A 13,439-nucleotide genomic window follows, 5' to 3' on the forward strand; every position below is an offset into this window, starting at 1 on the left:
ATAGAATTAATTGCATACATGACTTTTTTCCCGGTATTATTTCAAGCTAATTAATTTGTCATTTCGCTAAGGATTTTTGAAATAATGAAAATAAAGTTTTTGTTATCAATGATAGGAGTAATACTAAGCACACAATCAGCCTATGCTAAAATTCCTGATAGCTCAGCATCAAGAGCACAAAATATAAATGACAATAAGAGCGCAAAAAACGCTAATAACTTTTTAAAGAAAATCACGCCTGAATTTGCTTACAGCTATATAGATTTTAACTTTGATTCGACAGCTGGTCTTAATTTCAATCGATACAATGGGCATTCCAATCTTTATTCCATAGGTGCTGATCATTTTTCTCCAGTACCGAGCATCATTGCCGGGCTTTATGTTCTAAACATAGATACTGAAGTGAGTTCTCAATTTCAATTGTTTCCCAATACTCCAATTCCTTCCAGTCAAACGATTCACAACAACACATTATTCGCACATATGCGTAAAATATTTACCCCAAAATTTGATATAGATATCGCTGGAGGATATGGTCAAAATAGAATAAATTCACAAACTTTGTTAAATCGCGCCATCACTGATGTCGCTTTTTCAAAACACACTAATGACAACTGGCTTGCCAGCATTAATGCAGTTTATAGAAAGCGAGGAAAAAAAATATCTCTAAGAACCTATGTGGGAATGTTATACAGCCAAATTAATTCGGGTAGTTATATATTAGCCTTCCAGTCCAACCAACGCGGGCAAATCATAGCTCCTTTAACTACAAAAACAACTTATATTATGGAAGGGGCTGAAATCAGTTACAAACTCAAGCCTACATTAACCCCTTTTGTTAACGGTGGTTTGATTCAAATAGCGGACTTCACCAATAGCCGACCTATACTTACTCAACAAATTAATGGCTCTCTGCCTCAGCTCAATATGGATAAGAATGGCTACAAACTTGGTGCTGGAGTTATTTTTAATTATAAACAAATGACTTTAAGGCTTGAAGAAAAATATTACAGCGCAGGAAACATTTTTGAAAGTTATCAAACGACTGCCGGACTGGAGTACCGATTTAATTAGTTGGTTGTATAGTAATTTATTTATTGTTCTTCATATCGGAGGCACGAAAATTAATTTTGCAATAACATGGAACAAATATACCTGTGATCTACCAGGCTTAAAAACATTATTTCTACCCTTCCCTCGAAGACTATATACTGATTAATAAAGAGGACGCTCTTTCATCTTGGTTTAAGAGTAGCAAAAGGATAATTTTCGTGAATAAATTAACTCTTTATTTTCCTCAATTCCTCAATCACATAAAGTGGACTGAGTTTTTCTTGGGGCTGACAGTAACCCTTTTAGTGTTACTAACCTTGTTCTTTAATATTCCCCCACTCAATTCGCTAATATCCCAATTTGAAGGAAGAATTTATGATCAAATAATTAACTTTAATTGGCATTCAAAACCTGAAAACCTTAAAGTTATTATCATAGACATTGATGAGAAATCATTAGAACAAGAAGGAAGATGGCCATGGCCAAGAAGTAAAATAGCTGAATTATTAAATAAATTACAAGAAAATGGTGTGGTCACTGTTGGTTTCGATATAGTCATGTCAGAAGCGGAAACGAATTATGCTTTGGGCCTCATAGAAAAACTGAGTCAATTTTCTGGAAAAATGACAACTGATCAAAAACAGTTGATTGCCACATTAAACAGCGTTGCAAATCAGGTTGATAATGATCAAACGCTTGTTAACGCTTTAGGCAAAAATAATGCGATACTTGGTTTTTTTTTTCATAATAGCGAAGGCATTAGAAAAGGCTCTTTACCGACACCATTAAGAGATACTGACAGCAACCCCCTCCTGGCAAATAAGCTGTCAGTGTATCAATTTACTAATTTCAACGGTAATTTGGCCGCATTTACTGCGGCTGCAACTTCTGGCGGGTTTGTTACAAATTTACCCGACAAAGATGGGGTTGTAAGACATGCACTTTTATTGGCCAATTATAAAAACAACCTCTATCCCAGTTTATCTTTGGCAATAGCAATGAATTACCTCTTAACTGACAAGGTTGCTCTGAAAAAATATAACAACCAATTGATAGGTATAGAATTAGATGGGCTACAAATTCCCACAAATAGAAAAGGTCAAATTCTTATTCCATTTTGGGGAGGCCCGGGAACACTAAATTACTATTCAGCGACTGACATATTGAACAACCAATTCAATCCCGAGGAATTGGCTGGGAGTATCGCCTTAGTTGGCTCATCCATAACACTCTTATCTGATTTACACCATACACCAGTTGCCCAATTATTTCCTGGAGTTGAAATAGTGGGTAATATCGTAAAAGGACTGGTGGAACAAAAAATTCCCCGAGAATTTGACTGGGAATCATTGCAAGGAAAACTTTGTTTAGTGATTTTTGGCTTATTATTTGCGCTTGTATTTTCTTCTGTTGGTATTTTTGGCAAATTATTAATCTTTTTTATAACAACCATAGTAATATTAACAAATACAGTTATCTTGTTCGTATTTTACAACAATTACATCCCCCCTGCATTTTTATTAACCATCACTACCTTGCAAACTTTTGTTAATTTTTCCTATTCATATGTCATTGAAAAGAGGCAAAAAAGACGAATAAGTGAATTATTCGGTCAATACGTACCCAAAGAATACGTCAAAGAATTAATAGAGCATCCCGAACACCATACTATGGAAGGGCTGAATCGTGAAATGACAGTTCTGTTTACTGACATACGCAATTTCACAACAATTAGCGAAACACTTGGTGCAGGCGGTGTAAAACTGCTATTAAATTCATTTTTCACCCCAATGACCAAAATCATTTTTGAGCATAGAGGAACCATTGATAAATATGTTGGAGATATGATAGTGGCATTCTGGGGAGCACCAATAGAAGACAAGGAGCATGCGAGTCACGCCGTTTTGTGTTCTCTTTCCTGCTTTGAGCACTTGCCTCAAATTAATACCCATTTATTGGAGCATGGGCTGCCACAAGTTAATATTGGAGTAGGTATAGCAACTGGTCCTATGAACGTTGGTGACATGGGTTCTGAGTTTCGTCGAGCGTATACTGTTCTTGGCGATACCGTTAACCTCGCATCCAGGCTAGAGAGTCTAACCAAATTCTATCAAGTGAATATCCTGGTAAGTGACAAAACTCGCTCCTACCTGGATAGCATATTATGGCGTACCGTTGACAAAGTGGCAGTCAAAGGTCGTAAAAGTCCATTGACTATTTACCAACCTCTAGGTATTGTTGAACAAGCCTCTGCAAGACTTCTGCAGGAGCAGGAAAAATACGAAACGGCATTAGCTCACTATTACAATCAGGATTGGCTTGCCGCTGAGATTATCTTCAATGAGTTAAAAAATGTAAACCCTAAAATTTATTTGTACCAAATGTATTTGGAAAGAATAGCGGCATTCAAAAAAAAGCGGCCTTTGCCTGACTGGGATGGGGTGTATGTTCATAGAAGCAAGTAAGATCAAGAAGAAACTTTAAATACTGCAATAGGAAGGATTATGAAAACAATTAGGCTGTTTATGTTATCAATAATTGCACATTTTTTATTAACCTGCTCAGTAATTCATGACGTTTGGGCTGAAAAAACCCTAAATCCCGAAAAACTGGCAAATACCACAATCACATTAATTTCTAATAATCAAAATGCCTCAATTGCCAATTGCTCACTTCAATCAGTAACAAGTTGTACCATACTTCTTCATCTTGCTAACCCTGGTACCCCAGGAATTCTCCATGTGACTAACCACTCCTCTTTTGTTACAGCAACCAATATTGAAGCTGTACTACCAAGTTCACTAGAGTTTCTTGTGGATATGATTGAAAGCGGTTGTGATGTAGTTCCACCTGGAAGTACCTGCTCAATCTATTTCTATCCTGTAAGTGGCCCTATTTCTCCGCAACCAGTTCAGTTAATTGGCGACAATATAAGAACTGCGACATTTTATCTTGGTATAGAGATGTGATATCCAGTAGGAAGAACTCATGAAAAAATTGATTTATATTAGTCTAATTTTTGTTATAAGCAATGCGTTTGCTCAACCAGCAGCCACAGTATTATTTGCCAAACAAAAAGTCATCTCACTCAGAGAAGGTAAAGAATACTCACTCTCTCGAGGCTCTCAATTGGAGCCAGGAGACACTGTTGTTACGGGGGCAGGCGCCCTGATTAACATCAAATATAAAAATGGAACCTTGGTAAATATAGGTGAGAACTCCAGATATAAAATTCTAGCCTTTTCCCCAAATCCATCTGATGTTCAAATTAAAGCTGAATTATCTCAAGGAAAAATAAAGTTTAAAACCACAGGCAAATCAAATGAAAGCCTGAAAACTCCAGTGATAGCGATGGCAATTACAGGCACATCTGCCGAAATATTTGTAAAATCTGATAAACAAACTTATTTAAATTTGCTAGAAGGAAATATAAATAATTATGCTCCTGGGAGTTACATTGCTACACCACAGGGGGTTGTAGCAGGTGCCTTTCCTGCTGAAGGCCAGGTAAACACTCCAGCTGGCACAGATGGAAGCATCTCTGATGCTGAAACCACTGAGACTATCTCCTCAGAGTCTGCAGATGCTACAGATACAGCAGATGCTACAGACACGGCCGACGCAACGGATACCGCCGATAGCGCTGAAGAGGCGTCTGATACTATTGGATTTATTGAATCAGCTCAAGTAGTGGATCAAGCGACTACTGATTCAATAGAAGAAGAAATTGCAAGTGAAATAGCCGAGATCTCCCTGGAGTGTATAAGTGTTATATAGCTTGGCATGTCATTTTTGTATGCGACTTTACCTCCTTATTTATATAGGAGCCAAAGGCATATAATGGTATGTATTAACATAGAATATGGATTAGAGTCGGTCGATAAGCCGGGTTCTGTCGTGGGCAACCATTCATCTGGGACATGCGTCACCACATGCCTCAAGCGACCTACCCGAATCCCGTATGGGCCATACGTTAGGACCTTGCAGTCAAATGGATTCCTATTTGGTCTTGCTCCGAGTGGGGTTTTCCCTGCCACGACTGTTACCAATCGCGCGGTGCGCTCTTACCGCACCATTTCACCCTTACCTACGATTCCCAAAGGAAAAGTGGGCGGTATATTTTCTGTGGCACTTTCCGTAGGCTCACACCTCCCAGGAGTTACCTGGCACTCTGCCCTATGGAGCCCGGACTTTCCTCCCCTTGCTGTTAGGCAAAGAGCGATTGCCTGACCGACTCTGACTTCAATATTAGCAGAGTGCCCAGGCAAAGGCCATAATTAACGATGAATTTCTATTAGAATACCGCGAAAAATAACTGAACTTGGAAAGTATTAGCTATATAACTGAATTAAAAATCACGAGTACCAATGAATTCATCATCAAAATAACGCTTTAATTTAGTGCGCAAAGTACCACGACTTACACCAAGCACTCGAGCAGCTTTTGATTGATTATAGCGAGTTAATTCCATAACAGTCCGGAATAAAGGGGCTTCTACTTCCTCAACAATCAATTGATATAAGTTTAAATTAGCATCTTTACTACCGACACTTGTTAAATAACCTTTAACTGCACTAATCACTTGATGTGACAAGGCATCGTTACCTTGTGTCACTTGTTGCATAACTGCACTCATTATTAATCTCCTAATACAAATTTAATGAACATAAATCATGTCCAGCACATTAATTTGGCTCTAACACCATGACCGATATAATATCAAATATCCCAAAGAGTGTAAACATTGTTTTAATGATATTCATTTATTAAGGAATTATTAAGTCATTATTGTATCATTTTAGTTAGGTTTGTAAAAATAATTGCATTTATTTTTCTAAAAATTTACTTTTGAAATAATAATTATTAAACATGAAAGAAGTAATCACTGCTTTTATAATTAGAAATTTTTCGGGGATTAATAATTTAACTAATAAAAAGAATATAAAACCATGAGGCTGTATATTGCGACTGCCCTTCAAGCTAGCCGCTTATTGATAATATTAAAAAGGCATCGTGGACTTTCTGCTTATTTTACTGACTTACAGTAAAGCTCTCTCCACAACCACATTGCCCCGTCTGATTGGGATTATTAAAAATAAATTTATAATTTAAACCTTGTTTCACATAATCAACTTGCATATTTTTAAGGAATGGATAACTTGTTTTATCAACGCATACCAGATAATCTTTAGATAAAGAAGCTATCATATCTCCTTCTGAAGGTTCTTTTACGTAATCCACTACATAAGATAATCCCGAGCAACCCGTCTTTTTTACAGACAATCTTACCCCCTTGTTTCCTGGGTTTTTCTCCAGATAGGTGACCAGGTGCTTTATTGCCGATTCACTGAAAGTGATGTTGGGGTTCGTATTGCTCGCTTGTTGTATTTCTACACTCATTGCTTTACCTCTCAAATTTCTTACGCATCAAAGTCAATGCTTCCTTATATATGTCCTCTACCTGGACTGCTACAGGATACTGATTATTTGTTATCTGTAATACATTAATTAGAATCTGAAAATCTATTAATGGAAGTGATTCCAAAGTCTTACCTTCAATCTGGCAACATATCCATTCCATTGCCGCAATAACATAAGGGTTACCATTCGTTTTAAATCTGGCTTTGGATATCAGTTTATCTCCGTCACATTTTATATAAAAATGTACTGTATTCAGTTGATTAATCGGTTGACTTTGTACACCTATTACAAAAGGATCATTTAAATCCAGCTTACCAATATGTTGTGGCTGAAAAAAATAATCCTGTACAATTTTATTATACATCATAACGGCGATAATTCGTGCAGCCGACTCACTTGTGTGCAAATTATATCAATTGCCTTCTTTATTTGCACCTCGGAAGTGAAGCGTCCTATGGATAAACGAATAGTTGATTGCGCCTCTGTATCAGTCAAACCAATTGCCCTTAAGACATAAGATGGTTGAATACTGGCAGAAGAACAGGCAGAAGTAGTTGATATCGCTAACTCACTTAAAGCAAACAGCAATGAATCTCCATTTAATCCAACAAAACTCACATTCAGATTTCCAGCGATACGCCTGTGCTCATGTCCATTCAGTTTAATAGCCGGTAAATGTCGTATTCCGTCCCATAGTTGTTTGCGTAAATTTAGAATACGCGTCTGTTCAGGAATTCTATCAGCCTCTGCAATAGCAAAAGCCTCCCCCATGCCGACAATTTGATGGGTAGGTAATGTTCCTGAGCGCAATCCACCCTCATGCCCGCCACCGTAACTTAAAGGCTGTAAACGAATCCTTGGCTTATGCCTGACATACAGAGCCCCTACACCTTTAGGCCCATAATTTTTATGAGCAGAGAATGACATCAAATCAACCGAAAGCTGGCTCAAGTCGATTGGCAATTTACCAGCACTTTGAGCCGCGTCAACATGAAATATAATTCCCCTGTTTCGTAATAACTCACCAATAGAGGCAATATCTTGGATGACACCAATTTCATTATTAACATGCATGACAGAAACCAGAATAGTATCTAACCTGAGAGCAGATTCCAGTTTTTCAAGATCCAACAAACCATCTGATTCCGGATTAAGGTAGGTGACTTGAAAACCTTCTTTTTCCAGTTGGTGAAAACTGTCAAGCACAGCTTTGTGTTCAGTGCTCATAGTAACCAGATGCATTCCTTTATTTTTATAAAACCGTGCAGCTCCTAAAATCGCCAAATTATCCGCTTCTGTAGCTCCTGATGTAAACACTATTTCTTGGGGTGAGGCATTAATAGTTTCTGCAATTTGAGAGCGTGCCTGCTCAACTGCCATAGAGGCAACTCTCCCATACTCATGAGTTGCTGATGCAGGATTACCAAAATCCCCTTCAGGGCCTAAATATTTTATCATTTGCTCAACAACACGAGGATCAACGGGTGTTGTTGCCATATAATCAAAATAAATCGGTTTTATTGCCAATTCTATCGCTCCTATTGTCTTTCCTTGCCCACTCCAATGATTTCTGAACCTGGCTAAGCATACCTCTTAAAATACTAACTTCCATTTTTTCAAGGTTGATTCTATTAAATAGTCGCCTCACTCTTTGCATTAATCTCCTTGGATTAGAGGGCTTCAAAAAATTAATTTCAATAAAAACTTCTTTCAGATGCTCATAAAATTGCTCTATTTCATCAGCTGTAGCAGGTTCTTCATTGCGCAGAGCTACTTGAGCACTCGGTGATAATAACTTCATACGAAGTTCATAAGCGATAATTTGTACTGCCTGAGCCAAATTTAATGAACTGTACTCAGGATTGCTTGGAATATTGATATGGTAGTGACATTTTAACAGCTCTTCATTAGTAAGGCCCGCGTGTTCTCTACCAAATACAATGGCCACTTGAGTATTACCTGATTGTTGATTTATCAATTCTGCACAGGAAGCTGGAATTAATCCAGGTAATGACAGTCCACGGGGTCTGGCACTCGTCCCTAAAATCAACTGACATCCAATTAAAGCTTCGTCCAGGGTATTTGTAACAACTGCTGCATCCAGAACATCATCAGCTCCAGCAGCCATTTCTTTTGCTTTGAGATCAGGAAATGACTTTGGATTAACCAGGTACAGAGTACTTAGCCCCATGGTTTTCATGGCTCTTGCCGTAGAGCCTATATTGCCAGGATGGGAAGTTGAAACCAAAACAATTCGAATAGAACTTAACTTCATAAAAAATTATTCCAAATACAATAGATAACTATATCATAGGATTTATTAATTGAACTTCTCTTTGTTTAAAAAAAATGTGTTAGAATTGCTGATTTTATAGCTAAAGAGTATATCCATGGAACCACTTTTAAATATTGCTGTCAATGCTGCGCGACAGGCTGGTGAAATCATTAATCGTTATGTAGAGCAAGTTGATCGTTTAAAAATAACTCCCAAAAACAGCCATGAATATTTTAGTGAAGTGGACATTAAAGCGGAGCAAGTTATCATTAATACGATACATAAAGCCTACCCAGAGCATGGAATTCTTGCCGAAGAAAGCGGTATTCAGCAAAGCGATAGTGATACAGTCTGGATCATTGATCCATTGGATGGCACCTCAAATTATCTTCATGGATTCCCTTTTTATTCTGTATCCATAGCCCTGAAAATTAAAAATCGTCTGGAGCATGGTGTTATTTACGATCCCCTGCGACATGAGTGTTTTGCTGCAAGCAGAGGACGCGGAGCAAGGCTAAACGATAGAAGAATCCGTGTGTCCAAGCAAACTCAACTCAATGCTTCTCTGTTAGGCACAGGTTTTCATTTTCGAGATGCAACTCTTGCACAGCGATATTTACCAACCTTTGAAGCATTGATTGGAAAATGTGCTGGAGTTAGAAGAACAGGTTCTGCTGCTCTCGACTTGGCTTATGTTGCAAGCGGTCGTCTGGATGGCTTCTGGGAGTTTGGGTTGCGCCCATGGGATATTGCTGCGGGAGCCCTGCTGGTTCGAGAGGCTGGGGGATTAATAAGTGATGTCCAGGGTGGAGAAGATTTCCTGAATTATGGCGACGTAGTAGCAGGAACTCCTAAAGTATTTAAGTCACTTTTGCAAACCATATCACCCGTTTTAAAATAAGTTGTCAATTTAAGCTCATTTAAGACGTTCATTTAGGCTTATCGATTTTAAATTATTTTCGAATATCCGCTCTCTCGAAGCTGAGAAAGCGGATAAATACTCCTCTCCACTCTTATCTTAATCCTGGCTTCATTCCTAAAATTACTGGCAACTCATCTGCCATCGCCGTGCCCAAATTTTTAGTTAGGCGGTCAAAGACATTTTGCTTGTAAGTATAGTCAACTATATCAGTAATTTTAATTACCTCTCGCGCCAACTGCCCGCTACTGGCATAACCATCAATTAAACCACTAGCCAAGGCTTGCTCACCAGTCCAAAATAACCCGGAAAAAGTCTCATCATCAACATGTAATCTATTTCCTCTTCCTTCTTTGACACGAGTAATAAATTGCTTATGAACTATATCAAGCATGGTTTGTAGCTTTTCTTTCTGAAATTCAGTCGTTGGGGAAAAAGGGTCCAGGAAAGCTTTATTGACTCCTGAAGTTTGTAATCTGCGTGAAATACCAAGCTTCTGCAATGCATCAACAAAACCAAAGCCATTATATAAAACACCTATTGAGCCAACCATGCTTGCAGGACTTGCATAGATTTCATCTGCTCCAACTGCAACATAATACGCAGCAGAAGCACACATATCGACACAAACAGCGTAAGTTTTAATGTTTGGTTTTAGGCTTTTGTAATATTGTAAAACATTATAAATATATTCGGCCTGTACAGGACTGCCTCCAGGGCTATTTATCCGTACAATTAATGCTTTTAATCCTTTACTTCTATAAGCCTTCTCAATTCCTTTAGTAAAATTATCAGCACTTGCTGAACTGGAATCAGCAATTTCACCATTAATATCAATTAGGCCAATATGCTCTTTATCCTTAGATGCTTCCGTAGTTTTGGCGACTGAAACGATCTTATAAGATGAATAAACTAATACGGCCAGGATAATAGCTCTTATAATCCATTTCCATCGACGTTTTCTTTTCCTTTCTTGGAGATAGTCAATTACCAATTGATTAAGCAAAGCTTGTGAATCCAAATTAGAATTAGAAGATGACTCATTATTCATAAAAAACTCTTGAAAAATTGTAAATAATACCCATTTTATGGCATGTAAACTAGAATTAATACCCTAAAATAACTAGAAAGGTGTTCCTATGCGAATGGACAAACTAACATCAAAGTTTCAAATGGCACTTGCAGATGCCCAATCCCTGGCTTTAGGTAGAGACAATGGATTTATAGAACCAGAACATTTAATGAAGGCCTTGCTTGATCAGCAAGGTGGAAGTTGCAGACCTCTTCTCAGTAAAGCGGGTGTTAATATACCACTATTAAGAACTTTAATTGACCAAGCTCTGGATAAACTACCTAAAGTATCAGGCACCGGAGGAGATATTCACATATCTAATGCATTGAATAGACTACTTAACCTGACTGACAAATTATCGCAACAAAGAAAAGATAACTTTATTTCAAGCGAGCTTTTTATATTAGCAGCGATAAATGAGGATAGTAACCTTGCAAAAATACTTAAACAAGCCGGGGGTGACAACAAAGCAATTGAAAAAGCAATTGATGAGTTAAGAGGTGGAGAAACGGTTAATGATCCAAATGCAGAGGAACAGCGACAAGCCCTTGAAAAATATACACTGGATCTGACTGAACGTGCCGAGCAAGGAAAATTGGATCCAGTTATTGGACGAGATGATGAAATCAGACGCACCATCCAGGTATTGCAAAGAAGAACTAAAAATAACCCTGTATTAATAGGTGAACCTGGTGTTGGTAAAACAGCCATAGTAGAAGGTTTGGCACAACGAATTATTAATGGTGAAGTACCTGAAGGATTAAAGAATAAACGCTTACTGGCGCTGGACATGGGTGCCTTGATCGCAGGTGCAAAATATCGTGGAGAGTTTGAAGAACGCTTAAAAGGGGTGCTTAATGATTTGGCAAAACAAGAGGGTCAAATCATATTATTTATTGATGAATTACACACTATGGTTGGCGCTGGCAAGGCTGAAGGAGCTATGGATGCCGGGAATATGCTCAAGCCAGCATTAGCTAGAGGTGAATTGCATTGCATTGGGGCTACGACATTAGACGAATACCGACAATACATTGAAAAGGATGCTGCCCTTGAACGACGTTTTCAAAAAGTACTGGTCGATGAACCCAGTGTGGAAGACACTATCGCTATATTAAGGGGACTTAAGGAACGTTATGAAGTTCACCATGGAGTTGAAATTACAGATCCCGCTTTGGTTGCTGCAGCAACGCTATCCCATCGTTACATCAGCGACCGTCAACTACCTGATAAAGCCATTGATTTAATTGACGAGGCCGCCAGCTTAATCCGGATGGAAATTGATTCAAAACCAGAAAGTATGGATAAACTGGAACGACGCTTGATTCAGCTAAAAATCGAGCGTGAAGCATTGAAAAAGGAAAATGACGAAGCATCTAAAAAAAGACTTGTTGATTTACAAAAAAGTATCGATGAATTAGAGCAAAATTATTCAGACTTAGAAGAAATTTGGAAAGCTGAAAAAGCGACCATGCAAGGGTCCACTCAAATCAAAGAGGCACTTGAGCAAGCCAAACTGGAAATGGAAACTGCAAGGAGAGCAGGAGATTTAAGTCGTATGTCCGAATTACAATATGGACGTATACCCGAGTTGGAAAAAAGATTAAGCCAAGTCTCTTCCGTTGATGCTATGGAAACAAAGTTGGTACGCAATAAAGTCACCGAAGATGAGATCGCAGAAGTTGTTTCAAAATGGACAGGAATCCCAGTATCTAAAATGATGGAAGGAGAAAAGGAAAAACTGCTGAAAATGGAAGAAGCTTTGCACAGTAGACTCATTGGCCAGAATGAAGCGGTGGATGCTGTTTCTAATGCCATAAGACGGTCACGCGCAGGCCTGTCTGATCCTAATCGTCCAATTGGTTCATTTCTTTTTCTGGGGCCAACTGGTGTGGGAAAAACTGAACTATGTAAAGCACTTGCTTCTTTTCTTTTTGATACGGAAGAGGCGATGGTGCGCATTGATATGTCTGAATTTATGGAAAAACACTCTGTTGCGCGCTTAATCGGAGCGCCTCCTGGCTATGTAGGATATGAGGAGGGTGGCTATTTAACTGAAGCAGTCAGACGCAGACCCTATTCTGTTATCTTACTTGATGAAGTAGAAAAAGCTCATACAGATGTATTTAATATTCTGCTTCAAGTGATGGATGATGGCCGTCTAACAGATGGTCAGGGACGTACTGTTGACTTTAGGAATACCGTTATTGTTATGACCTCTAATCTGGGATCTCAACTCATTCAGGAAATGAGCAGCAAATTTAATTACGATGAGATTAAGGCTGCGGTAATGGATTTAGTCAGCCAACATTTCAGGCCTGAATTTATCAACAGAATTGATGAATCGGTGGTATTCCATTCCCTGACAAAAGAACAAATTGCAAAAATTGCAGCAATCCAGATTAACTATTTACATCATCGGCTGAAACAACAAAATATCACTATTGAAGTCACAAGTGAGGCTTTATCTCATTTGGCTGAAGCAGGTTTTGACCCGGTCTATGGTGCCCGCCCCCTAAAACGTACTATTCAGCAAAAATTAGAGAATCCACTAGCTCAATCATTATTGACTGGAAAATTTAAATCCGGGGATACCATTATTGTATCTTATAAAGATGGAGTAATGGAATTTTACAAGCAATGAGTATGCTTATCATTGGAAAATAACGCAGGAGTCCTTATCCAGGACTCCAAAATTA

At 38.4% G+C, this 13,439-nt stretch carries 12 protein-coding genes and 1 other RNA gene; 6 read left to right on the forward strand and 7 right to left on the reverse strand.

The window, feature by feature from the left end:
• Positions 1-84 precede the first annotated feature (84 nt).
• The 4 genes from LPG_RS08705 (at position 85) to LPG_RS08720 (ending at position 4,830) form a co-directional block, all read left to right on the forward strand.
• Entirely contained in the window at positions 85-1,074 is a 990-nt protein-coding gene (locus tag LPG_RS08705) for an autotransporter outer membrane beta-barrel domain-containing protein (RefSeq protein ID WP_010947464.1), read from the forward strand.
• A gap of 197 nt (positions 1,075-1,271) precedes the next feature.
• Positions 1,272-3,518 (forward strand): CHASE2 domain-containing protein, encoded by a 2,247-nt coding sequence (locus LPG_RS08710; RefSeq protein ID WP_015444419.1) that lies wholly within the window; start codon positions 1,272-1,274, stop codon positions 3,516-3,518.
• A gap of 39 nt (positions 3,519-3,557) precedes the next feature.
• Positions 3,558-4,022: a hypothetical protein gene (locus LPG_RS08715; RefSeq protein ID WP_010947466.1), complete on the forward strand. Its 465-nt coding sequence runs from the start codon at positions 3,558-3,560 to the stop codon at positions 4,020-4,022.
• 19 nt (positions 4,023-4,041) lie between these two features.
• On the forward strand, positions 4,042-4,830 hold the full coding sequence (locus LPG_RS08720) for a FecR family protein (RefSeq protein WP_010947467.1): 789 nt from the start codon (positions 4,042-4,044) through the stop codon (positions 4,828-4,830).
• Between the two features lie 88 nt (positions 4,831-4,918).
• On the opposite strand, the gene rnpB is transcribed toward LPG_RS08720, so the two are convergent.
• The 6 genes from rnpB to trmJ all read right to left on the reverse strand — a co-directional run bounded on the left by rnpB (position 4,919) and on the right by trmJ (position 8,749).
• An RNA gene (gene rnpB / locus LPG_RS08725) (RNase P RNA component class A) lies at positions 4,919-5,291 on the reverse strand.
• Positions 5,292-5,401: 110 nt separating this feature from the next.
• Positions 5,402-5,689 carry a helix-turn-helix domain-containing protein gene (locus LPG_RS08730; protein ID WP_010947469.1) on the reverse strand — a complete coding sequence of 96 codons (288 nt, stop codon included), beginning with the start codon at positions 5,687-5,689 and terminating at the stop codon, positions 5,402-5,404.
• A 395-nt stretch (positions 5,690-6,084) separates the two neighbouring features.
• On the reverse strand, positions 6,085-6,453 hold the full coding sequence (locus LPG_RS08735) for a HesB/IscA family protein (RefSeq protein ID WP_010947470.1): 369 nt from the start codon (positions 6,451-6,453) through the stop codon (positions 6,085-6,087).
• 4 nt (positions 6,454-6,457) lie between these two features.
• Complete coding sequence (locus LPG_RS08740) at positions 6,458-6,841, reverse strand: iron-sulfur cluster assembly scaffold protein (RefSeq protein ID WP_010947471.1); 384 nt, start codon at positions 6,839-6,841, stop codon at positions 6,458-6,460.
• Complete coding sequence (locus LPG_RS08745; RefSeq protein WP_016356931.1) at positions 6,838-7,971, reverse strand: IscS subfamily cysteine desulfurase; 1,134 nt, start codon at positions 7,969-7,971, stop codon at positions 6,838-6,840. Before LPG_RS08745 ends, LPG_RS08740 begins: the two co-directional genes overlap by 4 nt.
• A 4-nt stretch (positions 7,972-7,975) precedes the next feature.
• Positions 7,976-8,749, reverse strand: coding sequence for a tRNA (cytosine(32)/uridine(32)-2'-O)-methyltransferase TrmJ (gene trmJ / locus LPG_RS08750; protein ID WP_010947473.1), 774 nt, complete (start codon positions 8,747-8,749; stop codon positions 7,976-7,978).
• A 115-nt stretch (positions 8,750-8,864) separates the two neighbouring features.
• Here trmJ and LPG_RS08755 point away from each other — a divergent pair, with 115 nt between their 5' ends.
• Positions 8,865-9,650 (forward strand): inositol monophosphatase family protein, encoded by a 786-nt coding sequence (locus LPG_RS08755; protein WP_010947474.1) that lies wholly within the window; start codon positions 8,865-8,867, stop codon positions 9,648-9,650.
• 112 nt (positions 9,651-9,762) lie between these two features.
• On the opposite strand, the gene LPG_RS08760 is transcribed toward LPG_RS08755, so the two are convergent.
• The gene (locus LPG_RS08760) at positions 9,763-10,719 is read right to left on the reverse strand and encodes a S49 family peptidase (protein WP_010947475.1); all 957 of its coding nucleotides are present in this window, start codon (positions 10,717-10,719) and stop codon (positions 9,763-9,765) included.
• A gap of 88 nt (positions 10,720-10,807) precedes the next feature.
• On the opposite strand from LPG_RS08760, the gene clpB reads away from it, so the two are divergent.
• A complete protein-coding gene (gene clpB, locus LPG_RS08765) occupies positions 10,808-13,384 on the forward strand; it encodes an ATP-dependent chaperone ClpB (RefSeq protein WP_010947476.1) in 2,577 nt (858 codons plus the stop codon).
• Positions 13,385-13,439: the final 55 nt, after the last annotated feature.

Origin of the sequence: Legionella pneumophila subsp. pneumophila str. Philadelphia 1 (assembly GCF_000008485.1) — a bacterium.
In the GTDB taxonomy this organism is placed as follows: domain Bacteria; phylum Pseudomonadota; class Gammaproteobacteria; order Legionellales; family Legionellaceae; genus Legionella; species Legionella pneumophila.

Excerpts from the sequence above, each read along its gene's own strand:
- trmJ (WP_010947473.1), bottom strand. The coding sequence starts at position 8,749 with ATGAAGTTAAGTTCTATTCGAATTGTTTTGGTTTCAACTTCCCATCCT.
- LPG_RS08760 (WP_010947475.1), bottom strand. The coding sequence starts at position 10,719 with ATGAATAATGAGTCATCTTCTAATTCTAATTTGGATTCACAAGCTTTG.
- LPG_RS08755 (WP_010947474.1), top strand. The coding sequence starts at position 8,865 with ATGGAACCACTTTTAAATATTGCTGTCAATGCTGCGCGACAGGCTGGT.
- clpB (WP_010947476.1), top strand. The coding sequence starts at position 10,808 with ATGCGAATGGACAAACTAACATCAAAGTTTCAAATGGCACTTGCAGAT.
- LPG_RS08715 (WP_010947466.1), top strand. The coding sequence starts at position 3,558 with ATGAAAACAATTAGGCTGTTTATGTTATCAATAATTGCACATTTTTTA.
- LPG_RS08705 (WP_010947464.1), top strand. The coding sequence starts at position 85 with ATGAAAATAAAGTTTTTGTTATCAATGATAGGAGTAATACTAAGCACA.
- LPG_RS08745 (WP_016356931.1), bottom strand. The coding sequence starts at position 7,971 with ATGGCAACAACACCCGTTGATCCTCGTGTTGTTGAGCAAATGATAAAA.
- LPG_RS08730 (WP_010947469.1), bottom strand. The coding sequence starts at position 5,689 with ATGAGTGCAGTTATGCAACAAGTGACACAAGGTAACGATGCCTTGTCA.
- LPG_RS08720 (WP_010947467.1), top strand. The coding sequence starts at position 4,042 with ATGAAAAAATTGATTTATATTAGTCTAATTTTTGTTATAAGCAATGCG.
- LPG_RS08740 (WP_010947471.1), bottom strand. The coding sequence starts at position 6,841 with ATGATGTATAATAAAATTGTACAGGATTATTTTTTTCAGCCACAACAT.
- LPG_RS08735 (WP_010947470.1), bottom strand. The coding sequence starts at position 6,453 with ATGAGTGTAGAAATACAACAAGCGAGCAATACGAACCCCAACATCACT.